The following is an 18,559-nucleotide window of genomic DNA, read 5'->3' on the forward strand; positions in this document are numbered from 1 at the left end:
GCCGGGGCGCGGCGTTCTCGTTCATGCCGGCAGGCGCTGGCATTTCTGCACGGTGATGGCGGTTGCGCTGCTCTCGCCGCCGAACCAAGCTGGCGGCGGCGCCGCGGCTCGTCTCCGCGGTATCCTGCCCGCGCGGCCGTCATGCCCGCCATCTGCCTTCCGAGGAATTCCCCGATGTCCGATCTCTCCGCCTTCCCGATCGTGCAGCGCTGGCCGGCGCAGCATCCCGACCGCCTGCAGCTCTACTCCCTGCCGACGCCGAACGGCGTCAAGGTCTCGATCATGCTCGAGGAAATCGGCCTGCCCTACGAGCCGCACGCCATCGACATCGGCAAGAACGAGACCTGGACGCCGGAATTCCTTTCCCTCAACCCCAATGGCAAGATCCCGGCGATCCTCGATCCCGACGGTCCCGGCGGCAAGCCGCTGGCTCTGTTCGAATCCGGCGCGATCCTGGTCTATCTCGCCGAGAAGACCGGCAAGCTGCTGCCCAAGGATGCGGCGCAGCGCTATGAAACCCTGCAATGGGTGTTCTTCCAGATGGCGGCGATCGGCCCGATTTTTGGCCAGCTCGGTTTCTTCCATAAGTTCGCCGGGCGCGAATATGAGGATAAGCGCCCGCGCGACCGCTATGCGAACGAGAGCAAGCGCCTGCTCGGCGTGCTCGAGACCAGGCTCGCCGGCCGCGACTGGCTGATGGGCAGCGAATACAGCATCGCCGATGTCGCGACCCTCGGCTGGGTCCGCAATCTCGTCGGCTTCTACGGCGCCGGCGAGCTCGTCGAATACGACAAGCTCGAGCGCGTTCCGGCCTGGCTTGAGCGCGGCCTGGCGCGGCCGGCCGTCCAGCGCGGTCTGGAGATCCCGAAGCGGCCCTGAGACGGGAGCGCTGCGGATCAGCCGCCTGCGACATTCGTCCTGCGGACAACCGCTCGCCGCTCCTTGTCTTCGGTCCGGCGAGCGGCAAGATGCGCCGGTCTTCCTCTCCCAGCTTGAGTCTCCCATGCCCGTGCGATTCGTCGTCCTGTCGCTCGCCGCGATGCTGCTGGCGGGCGGCGGGGCCATGGCCCAGACTGCCACGGTCCCGGCCGAGGTCGCAGCGGTCCGCAAGGAGCTTCTGGAGCAATGCGGCGGAAAGGCCCGATTCAAGCCGCATTTCCAGAGCGAGGCCGATCTGAACGGCGATGGCCGGCCCGACTATCTGCTCGATTACGGTGCGGTCGTCTGTACCGAAGGCAATAAGGTCAACCGCTTCTGCGGTTCCGGCGGTTGCACGCTCGACATCTTCATGTCGGGCGCCGATGGCTATCGCCCGGTCTATGGCGACAATGTCCGCTCCTGGTCCATCGCGCGCGCCGGCGGCAAGCCCGTCCTCGTGCTGAACCTGCACGGCAGCTTCTGCGACCGTGCCGGCTACCAGCCCTGTCATAAGCGCCTGAGCTGGGACGGCGACGATTTCGCCGAGCTCCCGCTCCGCTGAACAGCGGCCTGTTCTGTGGGTAGGAAGCAGCGTCAGGCGGCCGGGCCGCGGCTGCCGGCGATGCCGAAATGGCAGATTGCTTCGCCGAGCTTCGGCGCCTTGTTCGGGAAGATCACGAAGCCGTCGCGTGGCGCGGTGACAGGCGTGCCGTCGGCGCGGCGGGCGATGATCGCGCCGGCCGGCACGGCATCTCCGGTCCGCCACGGCCCTTCGGCCGCGTCGCCTTGCGTCTCGCAGAGCAGGACGTCGACCATTTCGATCACGTCCTTGAGGGCGAGGGCCGGCATGGCGGCGTCGATCAGCTGCAACTGCGCCAATGTGTTGCGGATCGCGGCATAGCCGATCTCGCCGGCCTCGGGATCGTCATGCGAGCCGCATTCGAGCGTCACCGCATAGCCGCCACAGAAGCGCATGAACTCGGTGGTGCCATAGCCCTCGGTCACCGCGAGGCGAGGCACGTCGAGGCGGGCGCGGATCGCGAGCAGCCTGGCATAGTTGTCGAGCCAGCCATGGATGCCGATGGCGACGCCGAGGCAGCCGGCGAGCGCCGCCTCCTCCTCGGCGCGCGCGAAGGGTTCGAGCTCGCCGCGATTGTTCTGCGGCCCGAAGAAGACGAAGGGCTCGCCCTCGCCGCGGAAGGAGTGGATGTCGAGCAGCGCATCGTGCTGGCGCAGCAGCGCGCAGAGCGGGTTGCCGATCCGGTCCTCGTAATCGTTGGCGAGGGGCTTCTCGCGCAGGTCGCGGTTGAGGTTGCGGTCGCCCTCGCGTGTCTTCTGCCGAAAGGCCTTGGGATTGGCGACCGGCACGAAGGTGACCTCGCCGCGCAGGATCTTGAGCCGCCCGGCGCGGCAATCGTCGATGGCGCGCAGGATCGCGGTGGGGCCGCAGGGCTCGTTGCCGTGAACGGCGCCGAGCACGATCAGCTTCGGGCCAGGTTTCAGGCCGGTGAAGCGCACGCTTTCGAGCGGCCCGTCGTCGAGGTCGATGGCAGTCAAGGTCGGTCTCTCGTTCTAAGCGGTTGGCCCATCACACAAGCTCCGCGGCGCGCAGGCAGCGTACCTCGTGCTTGGGCGCGATCTCGCCGAGCGCCGGCGTCGGCGGCTTGCGGCAGATGTCGCGGACCTCCGGGCAGCGCGGGTGGAAGCGGCAGCCCGACGGCGGCTCCAGCGGGTTCGGCAGTTCGCCGGAAATCTTGACGCCCGGCCGCTCGCCGAACGGGTCGGGGATCGCCGCGATCAAAGCGCGCGTATAGGGATGGCGCGGGGCGGTGAAGATCGAATGCCAATCGCCAGTCTCGACGATACGGCCGAGATACATCACCGCGACCCGGTCGCTCATATGCTCGACCACGCCGAGATCATGGCTGATCATGATGTAGGAAAGCTCCATCGTCTCCTTCAGCTCGAGCAGCAGATTGATGATCTGCGCCCGGATCGAGACGTCGAGCGCCGAGACCGGCTCGTCGAGCACCACGATCTTCGGCTTCAGGATCAGCGCCCGGGCGATGCCGATGCGCTGGCGCTGGCCGCCGGAGAATTCATGCGGATAGCGCGCCGCCTGCTCGGGCCGCAGGCCGACATGGCGCAGCATCTCCTCGATTCGGCCGTCGACCTCCGACTTGTCCGTGATCCCGTGCAGCCGCAGCGGATCTTCCAGCGTCCGGCGCACGGTCTGGCGCGGATTGAGCGAGGAGTAGGGGTCCTGGAAGACCATCTGCACGATGCGAGCCCGCGCCTTGCGGTCGACACCGGGTGCGGCGATGTCGACCCCGTCGAGCAGCACGCGCCCGCGCGTCGGCTGCTGCAGGCCGAGGATCGAGAGCGCGAGCGTCGACTTCCCGCAGCCGGATTCGCCGACCAGCCCGAGGCATTCGCCCTTCCTGAGGTGGAGGTCGACACCGTCGACCGCATGGACGGTGCGCCGCTTGCCGCCGAGCAGCCCACCGCCGAGCGGGAAATGCACGGCGAGGTCTTCGACCCTGAGGATCATCTGGTCGGTCTCAGGCATGGTGGTGGCACCTCACCCTGCCGCCGCGCGGCAGCGCGGTCTCTTCGGGGTCCTCTGCGATGCAGATATCGGTCCGCGCCTGACAGCGCGGGTTGAAGCGGCAGCCCTCGGGGAAGGCGGTGACCGCCGGCACGACGCCGGAAATCTCCTTCAGCCGGCTGCGGCCATGGCTCGCCCTGGCACCGAGCAAAGGCAGCGAGGCGACGAGCCCGCCGGTATAGGGATGGCTCGGAGCGCGGAAGACCTCCTGCGCCGCCCGCTCCTCGACCAGGCGCCCGGCATACATCACGCCGACGCGGGCGCACATATTGGCGATCAGGCCGAGATCATGGCTGATCATCAGCACGGCCGTGCCCTGCGCTGCCGAAAGGTCGCGGATCAGTTCCAGGATTTCGGCCTGCACGGTGACGTCGAGCGCCGTCGTCGGCTCGTCGGCGAGCAGGAGGTCAGGCCGGCAGGCGAGGGCGATCGCGATCATCACGCGCTGGCGCATGCCGCCGGAGAGCTGGTGCGGATAGTCCTTCACCCGCCGGTCGGGGGCGGGCACGCGGACATCGGCGAGGGCCTCGACAGCCTTGCGCTCGGCCTCGTGCCAGGTTGCGCCCTTGTGCAGCACGAACATCTCGGCGATCTGGCGGCCGACCGGCGAGAGCGGATTGAGCGCCGTCATCGGTTCCTGGAAGATCATCGAGATCGCATTGCCGCGCAGCTTGCGCATCTCGCTGCCCGGAAGGTCCTGGATCTCGCGGCCCTTGAACAGGATGCGCCCGCCGCCGAAGGCCAGCGGTCGACGCAGCAGGCCGATCAGGGCGAGCGCCGTGATGCTCTTGCCGCAGCCGGATTCGCCGACCAGGCCGAAGGTCTCGCCGCGGCCGATGCTGAAGCTGACATCCTTGACCGCACCGAAGCGGCGGCTGCCGACGACGAGATCGAGCCTGAGGTTCTCGACCTGGAGGAGTGCCTCGCCGCTCATGCCGTGCGCGCCCGCGACTGAGGATCGAGGATATCGCGCAGGCCATCGCCGAGCAGGTTGAGGCCGAGCACGGTCATGAAGATGGCGAGCCCCGGGAAGATCGAGATCCAGGGCGCGGTGGTGATCTGGTCGCGGGCATCGGACAGCATCGAGCCCCAGCTCGGGAAGGGCGGGCGGATGCCGAGGCCGAGGAAGGAGAGCGAGGCCTCGGCCAAGACGGCGCCGCCCATGCCGAGCGTGCCGATCACGATGATCGGTCCGAGGATATTGGGCAGGATCTGGGTCAGCATGATCCGGATGTCGCCATAGCCCAGCACCTTGGCAGCCTGGACATAGCCCTGACTCTTGAGCGAGAGCGCCGAGGCTCGCGACAGCCGGCAGGTATAGGACCAGTTGGTCAGCCCGAGCGCGATCAGGAGGCTGGTGAGCCCCGGCGTCAGGATCGCCATGATCGCCAGCGCGAAGATCAATGAGGGGATGGCGAGCATCAGATTGGTCAGGCCGTTGACGAAGTCATCCCACCAGCCGCCCCAATAGGCGGCGGAGAGGCCGAGGCAGACGCCGATCACCGTGTTGATCAGTTGCGAGACGATGCCGACGGTCAGCGAGATGCGCGCGCCATAGAGCACGCGGCTGTAGATGTCGCGCCCCTGCGCATCGGTTCCGAACCAGAACTCGCTGCCAGGCGCGACCTCGGCATTCATCAGATTGGCGTCCATCACCGGGTCGGTATGGGCGAGGAAAGGAGCGAGGGCGCCGGCGACGACCACGGTCGCGAACAGTGCTCCCCCGATCACGAGATTGGCTCTGAGCTTCATCGCAGGCCTCAGCTGTAGCGGATGCGGGGGTCGATGATCGCGGCGAGCACGTCGACCAGCATGTTCACGACCAGGAAGAACAGCACGATTACCAGGATGCAGCCCTGGACCACCGGGATGTCGCGCAGCGAGACGCTGTCGACCAGGAGCGAGCCCAGCCCCGGCCAGGCGAAGAGCTTCTCGATCACCACCGCCTGGCCGATCACCGAGCCGAACTGCAGGCCGACCGTGGTCAGCACGATGACGAGTGCGTTGCGGGCGAGATGCCATTGCACGACGCGGCGCTCGCTCATGCCCTTGGCGCGGGCGGTGCGGACGAAATCAGCGTTCATGATCTCGAGCACGGCGGCGCGGGTGGTGCGGGCGAGCAGCGCCAGCGGCGCGACTCCGAGCGCGATCGAGGGCAGGATCAGATTGCGCAAGGCACCGTCGCCATAGCCGAAGCTCGGCAGCCAGCCGAGCTGCAGCGCGAACAGGTACATCAGCATCAGGCCGAGCCAGAATTTCGGCAAGGAGAGGCCGGAGACCGCCGTCACCATCGAGACGGTGTCGACGATGCCGCCCGGCCGCAGCGCGGCGAGGAAGCCGAGCGGAACGCCGATCAGGATCGCGAACATCATCGAGGCGAAGGCGAGCTGCATGGTCGGCCAGAGCCGCTCGCCGATCAGATGCCAGACCGGCTGGCGGGTGCGGAAGGAGGTGCCGAGATCGAGCGTCGCGAGCTTGCCGACATAAGTCGCGAAGCGTGTCGCCAGCGGCTGGTCGAGGCCGAACTGCCGGTTCATCCGCTCGACCGCTTCGGCGTCCATGACGGCGCGGCCATCGGAGATCTGGGTCGAGGCGAAATTGCCGGGAATGACGCTGAACAGCAGGAAGATCAGGCCCGCGACGGCGAGCAGGATCGGAATCGCCTGCAGCAGGCGCCGGAAGACGAATTGCAGCATGCCGGGTTCCTGGAGCCGGATCCGCTCAGATCGAGCGATCTGAGCGACGAGGCGCTCTCTGGCGGGGCTCCGGCGGCATGGCTGCCGCCGGACTTGGCGCGCGCAGGTTCGGCCTATTTCGCCGCCGGCGAGGAGGCGTCGACCCAGAGCTCGTCATATTGCTGCAAGGCGAGCTCGGTCGCGTTCGGCTGCAGACCCTTCAGCCAGGGCTGATAGGCCATCACCGCCTTGTTGTAGTTGAAGAACCAGACCGGTGCGTCGTCATAGATGATCGCATTGGCCTTCTTCAGCAGCTCGATCCGCTTGGCCGGATCGTCGGTATTGCCGGCCTCGTCGATCAGCTTGTCGACCGCCGGATTCTTGTAGGTCGTGTAGTTGCAGGCGCTCTGCGGCGTCGCGGAGTGGTAGCACTTCAGGATGGTCAGCGGGTCCGGCCCGGAGGTGTTCGACCAGATATAGGCCTGGAAGTCGCCCTTCTGGACCGTTCCGCCGAGCGCCGAGCCCTCGATCGGCTTGATCTTCACCTTGACGCCGACCTTGGCGAGCATGGGGATGACCGCCTCGACGATCGGTACGCCCCAGCTCTCGTTCGGGGTCGCAGTCCATTCGAACTCGAAGCCGTCGGGATAGCCGGCCTCGGTCAGGAGCTTCTTCGCCTTCTCGGGATCGAAGGCGTAGGGCTTCATCTCCTTGTCATAAGCCGGCGAGGAGAGCGGCAGCCAGCCGGTCGCACGGTAGGCCTTGTCGCGGACCAGGCGCTTGATGATCAGATCGGAATCGATCGCGTGGTTGATCGCCTGGCGCACGCGCTTGTCGGAGAAGGGCTTGAAGGCGGGGTTCATGCCCATATTGCGGGTGAAGACCTCGGCGACCTCGAGGATGCCCTTCGACAGGTTGGGGTCGGCCCGGTAGGCGACGTACTGCGTCGGGCCGAGAATCGAGACGTCGATCTCCTTGTTGCGGAAGGCGATGTCGCGCGATGCGGCCTCGCCCATCGGCGAGATCACCACCTTGTCGGCATAGGGCTTGCCGGGCTTGAAATACTTCTCCCAGCGCTCCAGCACCATGCGCGAGCCCGGCACATGCTCGACGAATTTGAACGGGCCGAGGCCGATCGGCTTGTTGAAGAAGTCCGGCTCCTGCGCTTCCTTGGCCGGGTAGACAGCGGTCTGGCCGTAATAGAGGAAGAAGCCCGGATCGGCCTTCTCGACCAGTGTCATCTCGAACGTCTGGTCGTCGATCTTCTTCAGGCCGGAGATCTCCTTGGCCTGGCCCTTCTCGACATCGACCGCGCCCTTGATGCGCCGGATGTGGCGGGCGCCCGGATAGCTCTTCGAGCCGTCCATGATGCGCGTATAGCTCCAGATGATGTCGTCGGCCGTCATCTTGCGGCCATTGTGGAAGAGCGCGTCGTCGCGCAGCTTGTAGGTCCAGGTCAGCCCGTCCGCCGACTTGCTGACGGCCGTCGCGAGCTCCAGCTCCGGCTTGTTCTCCGCCGCATTCCAGCGATAGAGCGAGCGGTGCAGCGCATAGGTGTAGATCTCGTCCTGGATCTGCGGCGAGACATGGCTGTCATTGCTGGTGAAGGATGTCGCATAGGGCGCGGTGAAGCGGATCGTGCCACCCCGGCGCGGCTGTTCCTGTGCCTGCACGGTGAGGGCCGCCAGCGTCAGCGCGGTCGACAGAAACCATTTGTTCAACACGTAAAATCCTCCCAAATCCGGTTGAAATCGCGTCGGGCTTGCCGGTTTGTCCGGCTTGGTGCCCGCTTCTAGCACGAACCATTTGTGTACGAACCATAGCTGGCTTTCGGCCGCTGTCTCCCCCTTCTCTTTGCGGAGTGCCGTCAGCCGGCGCTTGCCCGGTCGTAGACGACCTTGCCGCCGCGGATGGTGAGGTCGCAGCGCGTATCCTTCAGGATCTCCTCGGGTGAAGCCGTCAGGAGATCGCGCGAGAACACCGCGACATCGGCGAGGAAGCCCGCAGCGAGCTTGCCCTTCACACCCTCCTGCTTCTGCGAGAAGGCGCCGTATTCGGTGTAGGCCTGCAGGGCTTCCTCGATCGAGACGCGCTGACGCTCATCCATCACCGTGCCGCGCCAGGTCTGCCGGGTCAGCATGGTGTGGAAATTCGGGAACGGGTTCGGGTCGCAGACCGGCGCGTCGCTGCCGGTCGCCGGCTTCAGGCCGAGGTCGAACCAGGTCCGGAACGGATAGCTCGGCAGCGCCCGTTCCTCGCCGAGCACCTTGACATAGGCGTCGCCGAAATCATGGATGAAGACCTGCTGCGGGCAGGGATAGATCCCGGCCTTGAGCATCCGCTCATGCTGCTGCGGTGTCGAGAATCCGCAATGCTCGATACGGTGACGCCGGTCGGGATCGGGATGGGCTGCGAGCGCCTTCTCATAGGCCGTGATCAATTGCTCGATCGCCGCATCGCCGATCGCATGGCAGGCGAGCTGGTAGCCCTTGGCATGGGCGTCCAGCACCTGGCGCTCGAGATCCTCGTTCGAGAGCATCTGCACGCCGGTGGTCCGGTCCTCACCGAGATAGGGCTCGCTCATCCAGGCGGTACGCCCGCCGGCCGAGCCGTCGAGGAAGATCTTGACCGCGCCGACCATCAGCATCTCGTCGCCGGTGCCGGAGATCAGCCCGGCTTCATGGCATTGTGGCACGATCGAGCGGCCCTCGTCGCCGAGCAAGGCGAGCCAGGTCCGGACCGGCAGGCGTCCGTCGCGCTTGGCGCGATGATAGGCGGCAATCTCGCCGAAGCCGCCCTTCTGGCCGACGGCGGCGTCCATGCAGGAGGTGATGCCGAGCGAGAGCAGATAGTTGCCGCCGCGCTCGATGCCGGAGACGAGATCCTCTTCGGTCGGCGGCGGGATCACCGCCGTGACGGGGGCGCGGGCGTTCTCGGCGAGCAGGCCGGTGAGCTTGCCGTTCGCCTGCTCGATCAGCCCGCCGGGCGGCGTCGGCGAGGTCTCGTCGATGCCGGCGAGCTTGAGCGCCAGCGAGTTGCAGATCGAGATATGGCCGCAGGTCCGCACCAGCATCACCGGATTGTCCGGCGAGGCCCGGTCGAGCTCATCGCGATAGGGATGGCGGCCGGTGTCGAGCTTGGTCTGGTCGTAGCCGCGCGCCAGCACCCATTCGCCGGGCTTCAACCTCGCGGCGCGTGTCGCGATCTCGCTGAGCAGGGCTGCCAGCGTCGGCGCATTGGCCGGGCGGGCATCGACCCAGTCCATGGTCATGCCGAGCGAGATCAGGTGCAGATGGGAGTCGTTCAGCCCCGGCGTCGCAAGCCGGCCGGCGAGGTCGATGATCTCGGTCTGCGGTCCGGTGAGGCCGGCGAGTTCGGCTTCGCTGCCGGCGGCGAGCACCTTGTCGCCCCAGATCGCCAGCGCCTCGACCACGCCTTCCTCCCGGCCGCACCAGATCGGCCCGCCGCGCAGCACGATATCGGCCTTGACGCTCATGCGTCGGCTCCCGCCGCTAGCCTGCTCCCGATTGCCTTCATGCGTTCCTCCGTCCTGTCGCCGCCGGCGCTTTGCGGCCGGTCGGCACGAAACCTTGCAGCCTACTCAGATGTCGTCCAGCGGGAAGATCGGCCGGCGCACCTTGCGATAAGGCCGCTCCTTGAAATTCTTGGTCGAGAGCGCGCCTGTGTCGACCTCGATCACCTCGCGCGCGATCGGCTCGAAGGCGGCGCGGAAATGCTGCATCGACTTGACGATCAGGGTCGACTTCCGCGTCGGCTCGACGCCGAGCGAGGTGAACTGCGCCGTATCGGTCGCCTGGCCGTTATGGGTGATGACGATGATCTCGACATCGTCGACGCGCAGCAGGGCCGAGAGCCCGTAATTGCGCCAGACGCCGCCACCCATCGGCCCGTAGCAGATGAAATGCCCGTCGGTCAGCGCCACGACATGGGCGTCGAGGTCGAGCGGACCGCCGCCCGTCGTCGGATCGACCTTGCCGCCGAGCTTGAGCTTCACCCGGTTGCCGACGCCGGCCGCCTCTGCCGCAAGCGCGGCTTCCGGATCGCGGATCGCGTGGAAGCCGACATTCTTGAGACCCGCCTCGATCACGGCCCGCAGCAGATTTGTCGCGTCGCCATAGGCGCCCGAGCCCGGATTGTCTGAATAGTCGGAGATCACCAGCGGCTTGCCACCGGCTTCCGGCCCGAGCGTACCTTCGCCCGCCTTGGCCCTGGCCATCGCCTCCTTCAACGGGGTGAAGTGGATCGAGGAGAAGCGGCGCTGCTCCCAGGCATAATCCATCAGCTCCTCGGCGATGGCCTGCGCCTTGCCGCGATCGTCATGGGTGACGGCGATGGAGGGGCCGATATCGTGGACATCGGCTGAGGAGAAGCCGGCCTGGACACTGACCACGAGCGCCTCCCCGGCGGCCTCCAGCGCGTCGCCGCGGCGCAGCAGCTCCATGAACGGCGGCGAGGTCGTGCGCCCGCCATCGAGCGCGTAGAGGATCGGCCGGCGCGCCACTGCGACGCGCGGCCGGATCTCGCCCTGCATCGCCCGTTCCAGCAGTTCGGCGCCCTGCCAGCTCCGCTCATACTGGTCGATATGCGGATAGGTCCGGTAGGAAATCAGCGCATTGGCGTTGTCGGCCATGGCTTGCGTCAGCGTCGCGTGCAGATCGAGCACAGAGACGATCGGCACATCCTCGCCGACCCTGGCGCGGATGCGCTTCAGCAGCTCGCCCTCGCCATCGTCGGAGCTTTCGGTCGCCATCGCGCCGTGCAGGTGCAGCAGCACGCCGTCGAGCCGCTCGCAGGCGGAAAGGATCATCCCGGCAAAGACATCGAAGGCCGCGTCGGTGACACGGCCTGAGGGATTGGCTCCGGTGACGAGCGGGTGGACGAGGCTCCAGCCGAACTTCTCGGCGGCCTCGAAGGCCGCGCCCATCGCAGTCCGCGTGCCCTGGAAGGCGGTCGGCACCTCATTGTCGCGGAAGACGCCGTGATGGCGGAACACCGCCTCATCCGTGAGCTGAACACTGAACGTGTTCGTCTCGTGCATGAACTCCGCGATCAGAACGCGTTTGGCCATTCCGGCTTCGTCCCCCCTGGACCGATTTTCTTTTTTGTAGCGTGGGTCCGGGCCGTTGCCAGCCCGAACCCGTGATGTTTCCCCAGCGTTGCCCCGCTGGCGGGTCTGCGCCGATCCTGCTGCGCGCGCTTCAGGCGGCGCAGGCCGCGTCGAGTTGCTGGCCGGCATCCTCGGGCCGGGCATAGGCGCGGCCGAAGCGGTTGGCGAGGAAGGCGTCGAGGCCGATATCCTCCTGCCTGACGAAGCCCTTCTGCGGCAGCCTGCCCTGGGCGAGCAGGTCGAGCACGGCGCAGATGCCCGAAGCGGTGGTGATCTGGATGGCGGAGCGCATCTTGCCGCCGACCACGCCGCTATAGACCTTGTTGGCATAGGTCTGCTGGGTCAGCCGGCCGTTCATCCTGCCGCTGACCGTGACGAAGATCACGACCACGTCCTGCAGCGTGCTCGGCAGGGCGTTCTCGAAAATGTCCTTCAGCACGTCGCGGCGGTCGGCGAGGCGCAGGTCCTGCAGCAGCGCCTTCATGATCGCGCAATGGCCGGGATAGCGGATGGTGCGATAGTTCAGCGTGCGGACCTTGCCGGCCAGCGTGTCGCAGAGCGTGCCGAGCCCGCCGGAGGTGTTGAAGGCCTCATAGGTGACGCCGTCGAGCGAGAACTCCTCGCGCTCTTCCATTGCCGGCACCAGGATGCGCTCGCCGTTGACGATTGCCTCGCAGGGCTCGCAATACTCGTTGATGACCCCGTCCGTGCTCCAGGTCAGATTGTAGTTCAGCGCGTTGGACGGGTATTGCGGCAGGGCGCCGACGCGCAGCCGCAGGCTGTCGAGCTGATCGAAATCGCGCGCGAGATCAGCGGCGACGATCGAGATGAAGCCCGGTGCCAGGCCGCATTGCGGGATCAGCGCCGCCTTGGCATCGACCGCGAGCTCCTTGACGCGGCGCGTCGAGGCGACGTCCTCGGTCAGGTCGAGATAGTGCACGCCAAGCTCGGCGGCCGCTTCGGCGATCCGCGTCGTCAGATCGTAGGGGGCGGCGCTGAGCACGGCGAACTGGCCGGCGAGCACCTGCCGCAGGGCGGCGGGGTCGGTGATGTCGAGCTTGCGCGTCGCGAGCGCAGCCCCGGTCGGGATCGCCGCGAGCTGTTCCTGCGAACGGTCCGCCACGGTGACCCGGTAATCTCCGGTGGCGACGAGCAGGTCGGCGATGGTCGCGCCGATCTTGCCGGCGCCGATGACGACGACGTTCTTCATAAAAACTTCTCCTGACGAATTTCGGTGCCAAGCTTGGCCGGTGCCTTCGTCAGATAGAAGTAGGCTTCGCGACGATTCATATAGGTTTTTTCGGCGATACGCCGTAAGCTTTAGACATTATGCCGATCGACCAGACCGACCGACAGCTTCTGATCCTGCTGACCGAGAACGCCCGCGCGCCGGTGGCCGAGCTCGGCCGCAAGCTCGGCCTCTCCCGCACGACGGTGCAGAGCCGGATCGAGCGGCTAGAGCGCCGGGGCGTCATCGGCGGCTACACGGCGCGGCTGTCGGAGGATTACGAGAAGGGGCAGGTCAAGGCGCATATCCTGATCACGGCGGTGACCAAGCTCGCCGCCAGGGTCGAGGCCGAGCTGCGCCGGATCCCCGAAGTGCGCACGCTGCACTCCGTCAGCGGTCATTTCGACATGATCGCCGTCGTCGTCGCCCCGTCCATCGGCGAGCTCGACGCGCTGATCGACCGGATCGGTGCGCTCGACGGCGTCGAGCGCACCATGTCCTCGATCATTCTGTCGACGAGGATCGAGCGGTAGCGTGACGAAGCGAGGGCTACGATGATTCTGGTCTGTGGTGAGGCGTTGGTCGATCTCTTCGTCGATGCACCGCAAGAAGGCGAGATGCCGGCCCGCGCCGTCGCCGGCGGTTCGCCTTTCAATGTCGCGATCGGCCTCGCGCGGCTCGGCGTGGCGGCCGGCTTCCTCGGCGGCCTGTCGCGGGATCATTTCGGGCAGATGCTGGCCGGGCGCCTCGCCAAGGAGGGCGTCGACACAGGCTTCCTCGTTCGCAGCGAGCGGCTGTCGACGATCTCGGTCGTCGCCACCGGCGCCGATGGCCAGCCGAGCTACGCCTTTCATGGCGAGGGCGCAGCCGACCGTTCGCTCATGCCGGCCGAGCTGCCGCAATCCCTGTCTGCCGAGGTCGAGGCTCTGACCTTCGGTTCCTATTCGATGGTCGCCGAGCCCGGAGCTTCGGCTTTCGCCACCCTCGCCGAGCGCGAGGGGCGGCGGCGCGTCATCAGCGTCGATCCCAATCTGCGCCCCGGTGTCGAGCCCGACATGGCACGCTGGCGCGTCATGGGCGAACGCTTCTATCGCAGCGCCACCATCGTCAAGGCCAGCGACGAAGATGTCCGGCTCGCCTGGGAAGGCCGCTTTTCGCTCGCCGATGCCGCGCAATACTGGCTCGCTTGCGGTGCGGCGCTGGTGGTGATCACCCGCGGCGCCGAAGGGGCGCTCGGCTTCTCTCGCGCCGGCAGCGTCGCTGTCGAGCCGCGGCCCGCAGCGGTCCGCGACACGGTCGGCGCCGGCGACAGTTTCCACGCGGCGCTGCTGGCACAGCTGTCGCGCAGCGGAAGGCTGCGTCGCGACGCGATCGCGGCGCTCGAGCTGTCGGAGATCGAGGAACTGCTGGGCTATGCTGCCGCGGCGGCGGCGATCACCGTCTCGCGCCGCGGCGCCGACCTGCCGACGGCGGCCGAAATCGACGCTGTGCTTGCGGCCGGGCGGGGCTGAAAAGTCTTCAGCTCGCGGCCGTCGCGAAATCCGCCGCTTCGTTGAACGCGTCGAGCGTCCGCTCCGGCTTCAGCGCCTCGCAGGTTTCGGCATTGCCGAAGCCGTAGCGGGCCCAGAAGGCGGGCACGCCGATATTGCGGGCGAAGCGGATATCGGTCTCGGTATCCCCGAGCATGAAGGTCTGCTCGGGACGGATATCGGGAAAGCGCGGCGCGATGAGCGTGTGATAGCTGTCGGGGCGCGGCTTTCTGACGAAACCGGGCGCATCGCCGATCACCATCTCGAAATGCTCGTCTATGCCGAAATGGCGCAGGGCCGGCGCGAGCGAGGTCTCGCCCTTGTTGGAGAGCACGATGCTGCGGCAGCCGGCGGCTGCAAGGCTCTCCAGCCCCTCCCGCACGCTGGGGAAGAGTTCGGTGAGAGCGAGACCCTCGCCGCCATTGTAGATTTCGCGATAGCGGCCTGCCCAGGCGGCGCGCTCGGGATCGTCCGGCTCCAGCCCGAGCAGTCCGCCGAAGAGATCGCTGGCGACAGCGCCGCTGCCGATCGCGCTTTCGACCTCGGCCGCGTCGGGTGCCGGGCGGTCGAAGGACGCGAAGGTCAGGTCGATGACATGGCGGACCGCATCATGCGTGCTGCAGATCGTGCCGTCGAAATCGATGATCGCGAGCTTGTACACCGGGGTTTTGGACCTTTCCTCGCCTGACCGGCTGCGCTTGCAGCCGCAGGTTTTCATGTTTCGGAGGCGACGATCAATTCGCAGCCGGCTTCGCGGATCATCTGCATCGTCCCGCTCGCCGGTCGGCGGTCGGTGACGAGCGTATTGAACTCTCTGAGATGTCCCAGCCTGGACATGGCGGCGCGGCTGAACTTGCTGTGGTCGGCGAGCAGCACGGCGCGCCGCGCATTGCGCAGCATGGCCCGCCCGACGACCGCCTCGTCGTCGCGATATTCGAGCAGATTCCCCTCGGTGTCGATGCCGCCGATGCTGGTCATGTGCAGGTCGCAGCGATAATTCTCGATGAAGGCGGCGGCATGCATCCCGCCCATCGCCCGGTTCTGGCCGAGCCAGTGGCCGCCGGTGATCAGGATCGAGATATCCGGGCATTTGTCGAGGATCGAGGCGGCGGCGGTCGAGTTGGTGACGACGCGCAGGCCGCGCGGCCGGCGCTCGGCAATCGCCTTGGCGAGTGCGTCGACCGTCGTGCCCGGTGTCAGGAACAGCGAGCTGCCTGGGGTCACCAATTGTGCTGCGACGCGGGCGATCGCCGCTTTCTCGGAGGCGGTCTCGACATGGCGCAGGTCGTAATCGGCGTTGACGGTGCTGAGATTGGCGCTCGCCCCGCCATGGTGCCGGCGCAGGAAGCCGCGATCGGAAAGATCCTGCAGATCGCGCCGCAGGGTCTGCGGCGTGACGTTGAACGTCGCCGCCAGCTCCTCGATCGCGGCATAGCCGCGCCGGGAGAGGATATCGAGAATCTCGCTGTGGCGTTTGTTCAATTGGGCCATGGCTGGCCTAAGGAGCACATCCGTGCCCGGCGTCAAGTGGAATACGCGTTTTCGAATATCTCTGTTGCGAAAAGGAAAGATTGCTGCATCATCCGCGGCCGTCGCCACTCTGGTCGACCTGTCCGTCGAGCATCCGGGATTGGCCGGCGCCGGCCCGGCGGTCGCCGCAAGCGGAAAGCCGGTTCGATGAAGCGCAAGATCGTCTGCGTCGGAAACCTCGTCCTCGACGAGGTCTTCCAGGTTGCCTCCTTGCCGGCTTCCGGCATCAAGACCGGGGTGGTCGGCTATGAGAAGCGCTATGGCGGCCCGGCGGCGACGGCGGCGGTAGCGATCTGCCGCCTCGGCGGCGCGGCCGCCTATTGGGGGCGCGTCGCCAACGACGCTGCCGGCGAGGCCGGGATCGCCGCGCTGAGCGGGCACGGCGTCGATTGCAGCGGTGTCGCGGTCCTGTCGGAAGGCCGGACGCTGCGCGCCATCGTGATGGTCGACAATCATGGCGAGCGCAGCATCGTCTCGGACCGGCACGGCCTGTCCCTGGATGGCTCGGTGCTGCCGAACGATCCGCTCGATGCTGCCGGAGCCGTCCTTGTCGACAGCCGCTGGCCGGCCGGGGCGCTGATCGCACTCGATCGTGCCCGCGCTGCCGGCGTCGTCACCGTGCTCGACGCCGATGGCGGCGCGGCCGACGACAATCAGGCCCTGATCGACCGAGCCGACCATGTCGTCTTTTCCAGCGAGGGCCTGCGTGACCATGCCGGCGAGGGCGGTGCCGCAGAGCAACTGCGCCACTGCGCCGGTGCCGGTGGCAAGATCGTCGCGGTGACCCGAGGCTCCGCCGGGAGTCTCTGGCTGATCGATGGCGAAATCGTCGCCGTGCCGGCCTTCAAGGTCGCTGTCGCCGACACCACGGGCTGCGGCGACACGTTCCACGGCGCCTATGCGCTGGCCTTGAGCGAGGGAGGTCCGCCGCTTGCGGCGGCGCGCTTCGCCTCGGCCGCAGCAGCCGTAAAGGCGCAGCGCGGCCGCGGCTGGGACGGCATGGGCGACCGCGCGGCGATCGAGACCGTGCTGGCGACAGGGGCCGTCCACCCGCATTGAGGGGGCAAGAGCTCAGCGCTCGCGAGTGGGCGCTTCCGGTGTTCGGCAATGCTGATCCCGGGGCGTCCGGGCCGCGCATCGGAGAGGAGCTCAGAGCCGTCGATGTACGAAAACGAAAATATCTCTTGCGATAGCGAAACGTGCGTGCATCAATGCTTGCACAAAAGAAGAAATCTCGGGAGGCAGCTCTTTCGATCTTTCATCTTCGACGGGTGTGACGCTGGCGCGCGCTGATTTTCGGGCGCGCGGCTCGTGCCCGGCCTCTGCGGCTTTGGTCTGGTGCGTCTTCGGCGTGCCGGCGTCGCCGGGCACAGATCAGCCCTTGGGGCGCTCCCCGGCATCCGGCCCGCGACGCGTCCGCTATCGTGAATATCGCCGGCTAAGGAAATGGTGATCCATGGCGTGTTGCTCGCTCTCCGAACTCCTCGCGGACCTGAAGGCGATCAAGGTCGACCTGTCGGGGCCGACCCCCGATTTCTCGAAGAGCCAGCGCCCGCCTGATGCGATGATCGACCGCTGGGCCGAGACGGCGGCGATCGCCGAGCCGGAGGCGCGTTCGGTCGCGATCTGGGCGATCCGCGAGGCGGCGCTCGCCGCCGGCATCGTGCCTTCCTCGGTGCAGGAGCTCTATCTCGCCTGCGCCGCCGGGAAATGGGCGGGCAAGACCGTGCCGGCGATGAACCTGCGCGGCTGGACCTATCAGACCTGCCGGGCCGTGTTCCGGGCCGCCAAGGAACTCGATTCCAAGCTCTTCATCTTCGAACAGGCCGTCGGCGAGGCGCTCTACGCCCAGCAGCCGCCGCTCGAATATGCCGCCGGCGTGCTCGCCGCGGCCCTGCGCGAGGGCCATGTCGGCCCGGTCTTCCTGCAGGCCGACCATGACCAGATCAACGCCAAGGCCTATCTCGCCGATCCCACGGCCGAGGTGCGCAAGCTCGAGGCCATCATGCGCGAGCAGGTCGCGGCTGGCCTCTACAGCATCGACATCGACGCCTCGACGGTGGTCGACCTTTCGCTCGCGACGGTCGAGGACCAGCAGCGCGTCAATGCCGAGCTGACCGCGCATTTCACGCAGTTCGTGCGCGGTATCGAGCCGGAGGGCATCACCATCTCGCTCGGCGCCGAGATCGGCGAGGTCGGTCACGAGAACACCACGCCGGAGGAGTTGCGCTCCTTCATGAAGGTCTATCTCGAGGAGATGGCCAAGCGCGGCGCCGACCTGCCGATCGTCAGCAAGATCTCGATTAATTCCGGCACCTATCACGGCGGCAAGGTCCTGCCGGACGGCACGCTGGCCGCGGTCAATGTCGATTACGAGCTGCTCAAGACGATCTCGACCATCTGCCGCCAGGACTACAACATGGCCGGCGCGGTCCAGCACGGCGCTTCGACCCTGCCCGGCGAGCAGCTCGCCATGCTGCCGAAAGCGGAAACCGTCGAGGTCCACCTCGCGCTCGGCTTCAACAACCTGATCTTCGACCATCCGAGCCTGCCGCAGGCGCTGCGCGACCAGATCCGCGAATACACCTTCGCCAACCACGCCAATGAGCGGGGGCAGGGCGAGACCGACGCGCAGTTCTTCTACAACACCCGCAAGAAGTCCTGGAAGGTGATGAAGAAGCCGTTCTGGGAGATGCCGGCCCAGGCCCAAGCCGACATCATGGCGTCGCTCCAGGACATGTTCCGCAACATGTTCACCTGGATGAATGTCGGCGCGACAAGCAAGCTCGTCACCGACAACACGACGCTCGTGAAGGTCGCGCCGGCCGTGCCTGAGGCGCTGCGCAAGGCCCGCGCGGCCTGAAGGAGGACGATGGACTACGGCGCGCCCGCAACGACGGGCGCGCCCGCTACCCGAAAGCGCTGAACGGCGCTCGCGGACAA

17 protein-coding genes are annotated in these 18,559 nt (G+C 67.0%); 6 read left to right on the forward strand and 11 right to left on the reverse strand.

The features are described from left to right. The first annotated feature begins 174 nt into the window (after positions 1–174). Positions 175–879: a glutathione S-transferase N-terminal domain-containing protein gene (locus J0J10_RS09760; protein WP_291646297.1), complete on the forward strand. Its 705-nt coding sequence runs from the start codon at positions 175–177 to the stop codon at positions 877–879. 124 nt (positions 880–1,003) lie between these two features. Further along, complete coding sequence (locus tag J0J10_RS09765) at positions 1,004–1,480, forward strand: hypothetical protein (RefSeq protein ID WP_291646298.1); 477 nt, start codon at positions 1,004–1,006, stop codon at positions 1,478–1,480. Positions 1,481–1,512: 32 nt separating this feature from the next. On the opposite strand, the gene J0J10_RS09770 is transcribed toward J0J10_RS09765, so the two are convergent. From J0J10_RS09770 to J0J10_RS09810, 9 genes are all read right to left on the reverse strand, one after another. Then, positions 1,513–2,475 (reverse strand): M14 family metallopeptidase, encoded by a 963-nt coding sequence (locus tag J0J10_RS09770; RefSeq protein ID WP_291646299.1) that lies wholly within the window; start codon positions 2,473–2,475, stop codon positions 1,513–1,515. Between the two features lie 31 nt (positions 2,476–2,506). Then, positions 2,507–3,487 carry an ABC transporter ATP-binding protein gene (locus J0J10_RS09775; RefSeq protein ID WP_291646300.1) on the reverse strand — a complete coding sequence of 327 codons (981 nt, stop codon included), beginning with the start codon at positions 3,485–3,487 and terminating at the stop codon, positions 2,507–2,509. Continuing rightward, positions 3,480–4,460 (reverse strand): ABC transporter ATP-binding protein, encoded by a 981-nt coding sequence (locus tag J0J10_RS09780; protein ID WP_291646301.1) that lies wholly within the window; start codon positions 4,458–4,460, stop codon positions 3,480–3,482. Before J0J10_RS09780 ends, J0J10_RS09775 begins: the two co-directional genes overlap by 8 nt. Beyond that, positions 4,457–5,278, reverse strand: a complete 822-nt coding sequence (locus tag J0J10_RS09785; protein WP_291633538.1) for an ABC transporter permease — start codon at positions 5,276–5,278, stop codon at positions 4,457–4,459. Before J0J10_RS09785 ends, J0J10_RS09780 begins: the two co-directional genes overlap by 4 nt. A gap of 8 nt (positions 5,279–5,286) precedes the next feature. After that, positions 5,287–6,222 carry an ABC transporter permease gene (locus J0J10_RS09790; RefSeq protein WP_291646302.1) on the reverse strand — a complete coding sequence of 312 codons (936 nt, stop codon included), beginning with the start codon at positions 6,220–6,222 and terminating at the stop codon, positions 5,287–5,289. A gap of 113 nt (positions 6,223–6,335) precedes the next feature. After that, positions 6,336–7,922 carry an ABC transporter substrate-binding protein gene (locus tag J0J10_RS09795; RefSeq protein ID WP_291646450.1) on the reverse strand — a complete coding sequence of 529 codons (1,587 nt, stop codon included), beginning with the start codon at positions 7,920–7,922 and terminating at the stop codon, positions 6,336–6,338. Between the two features lie 146 nt (positions 7,923–8,068). Beyond that, the gene (locus tag J0J10_RS09800; protein WP_291646303.1) at positions 8,069–9,697 is read right to left on the reverse strand and encodes an amidohydrolase; all 1,629 of its coding nucleotides are present in this window, start codon (positions 9,695–9,697) and stop codon (positions 8,069–8,071) included. Between the two features lie 105 nt (positions 9,698–9,802). Continuing rightward, positions 9,803–11,290: a M81 family metallopeptidase gene (locus J0J10_RS09805; protein WP_291646304.1), complete on the reverse strand. Its 1,488-nt coding sequence runs from the start codon at positions 11,288–11,290 to the stop codon at positions 9,803–9,805. Between the two features lie 130 nt (positions 11,291–11,420). Further along, positions 11,421–12,539: a saccharopine dehydrogenase family protein gene (locus J0J10_RS09810; RefSeq protein WP_291646305.1), complete on the reverse strand. Its 1,119-nt coding sequence runs from the start codon at positions 12,537–12,539 to the stop codon at positions 11,421–11,423. 119 nt (positions 12,540–12,658) lie between these two features. On the opposite strand from J0J10_RS09810, the gene J0J10_RS09815 reads away from it, so the two are divergent. Beyond that, on the forward strand, positions 12,659–13,090 hold the full coding sequence (locus J0J10_RS09815) for an Lrp/AsnC family transcriptional regulator (RefSeq protein WP_291633550.1): 432 nt from the start codon (positions 12,659–12,661) through the stop codon (positions 13,088–13,090). Positions 13,091–13,111: 21 nt separating this feature from the next. After that, positions 13,112–14,068: a carbohydrate kinase family protein gene (locus J0J10_RS09820; protein ID WP_291646306.1), complete on the forward strand. Its 957-nt coding sequence runs from the start codon at positions 13,112–13,114 to the stop codon at positions 14,066–14,068. 7 nt (positions 14,069–14,075) lie between these two features. Here J0J10_RS09820 and J0J10_RS09825 read toward each other — a convergent pair whose 3' ends face one another. Continuing rightward, on the reverse strand, positions 14,076–14,747 hold the full coding sequence (locus J0J10_RS09825) for an HAD family hydrolase (RefSeq protein ID WP_291646307.1): 672 nt from the start codon (positions 14,745–14,747) through the stop codon (positions 14,076–14,078). 53 nt (positions 14,748–14,800) lie between these two features. Beyond that, a complete protein-coding gene (locus tag J0J10_RS09830) occupies positions 14,801–15,577 on the reverse strand; it encodes a DeoR/GlpR family DNA-binding transcription regulator (protein ID WP_291646308.1) in 777 nt (258 codons plus the stop codon). A 186-nt stretch (positions 15,578–15,763) separates the two neighbouring features. On the opposite strand from J0J10_RS09830, the gene J0J10_RS09835 reads away from it, so the two are divergent. Together J0J10_RS09835 and J0J10_RS09840 are read left to right on the forward strand one after the other, a co-directional pair. After that, on the forward strand, positions 15,764–16,675 hold the full coding sequence (locus tag J0J10_RS09835) for a PfkB family carbohydrate kinase (RefSeq protein ID WP_291646309.1): 912 nt from the start codon (positions 15,764–15,766) through the stop codon (positions 16,673–16,675). A 397-nt stretch (positions 16,676–17,072) separates the two neighbouring features. Next, the gene (locus J0J10_RS09840; protein ID WP_291646310.1) at positions 17,073–18,479 is read left to right on the forward strand and encodes a beta/alpha barrel domain-containing protein; all 1,407 of its coding nucleotides are present in this window, start codon (positions 17,073–17,075) and stop codon (positions 18,477–18,479) included. The last annotated feature ends 80 nt before the right edge of the window (positions 18,480–18,559 follow it).

The sequence above is a fragment of the Allobosea sp. genome, assembly GCF_017308075.1.
In the GTDB taxonomy this organism is placed as follows: domain Bacteria; phylum Pseudomonadota; class Alphaproteobacteria; order Rhizobiales; family Beijerinckiaceae; genus Allobosea.

Bases quoted from the DNA above. Each gene is read 5' to 3' on its own strand.
- J0J10_RS09760 (WP_291646297.1), top strand. From the start codon at position 175: ATGTCCGATCTCTCCGCCTTCCCGATCGTGCAGCGCTGGCCGGCGCAG.
- J0J10_RS09765 (WP_291646298.1), top strand. From the start codon at position 1,004: ATGCCCGTGCGATTCGTCGTCCTGTCGCTCGCCGCGATGCTGCTGGCG.
- J0J10_RS09775 (WP_291646300.1), bottom strand. From the start codon at position 3,487: ATGCCTGAGACCGACCAGATGATCCTCAGGGTCGAAGACCTCGCCGTG.
- J0J10_RS09780 (WP_291646301.1), bottom strand. From the start codon at position 4,460: ATGAGCGGCGAGGCACTCCTCCAGGTCGAGAACCTCAGGCTCGATCTC.
- J0J10_RS09785 (WP_291633538.1), bottom strand. From the start codon at position 5,278: ATGAAGCTCAGAGCCAATCTCGTGATCGGGGGAGCACTGTTCGCGACC.
- J0J10_RS09790 (WP_291646302.1), bottom strand. From the start codon at position 6,222: ATGCTGCAATTCGTCTTCCGGCGCCTGCTGCAGGCGATTCCGATCCTG.
- J0J10_RS09800 (WP_291646303.1), bottom strand. From the start codon at position 9,697: ATGAGCGTCAAGGCCGATATCGTGCTGCGCGGCGGGCCGATCTGGTGC.
- J0J10_RS09805 (WP_291646304.1), bottom strand. From the start codon at position 11,290: ATGGCCAAACGCGTTCTGATCGCGGAGTTCATGCACGAGACGAACACG.
- J0J10_RS09810 (WP_291646305.1), bottom strand. From the start codon at position 12,539: ATGAAGAACGTCGTCGTCATCGGCGCCGGCAAGATCGGCGCGACCATC.
- J0J10_RS09815 (WP_291633550.1), top strand. From the start codon at position 12,659: ATGCCGATCGACCAGACCGACCGACAGCTTCTGATCCTGCTGACCGAG.
- J0J10_RS09820 (WP_291646306.1), top strand. From the start codon at position 13,112: ATGATTCTGGTCTGTGGTGAGGCGTTGGTCGATCTCTTCGTCGATGCA.
- J0J10_RS09830 (WP_291646308.1), bottom strand. From the start codon at position 15,577: ATGGCCCAATTGAACAAACGCCACAGCGAGATTCTCGATATCCTCTCC.
- J0J10_RS09835 (WP_291646309.1), top strand. From the start codon at position 15,764: ATGAAGCGCAAGATCGTCTGCGTCGGAAACCTCGTCCTCGACGAGGTC.
- J0J10_RS09840 (WP_291646310.1), top strand. From the start codon at position 17,073: ATGGCGTGTTGCTCGCTCTCCGAACTCCTCGCGGACCTGAAGGCGATC.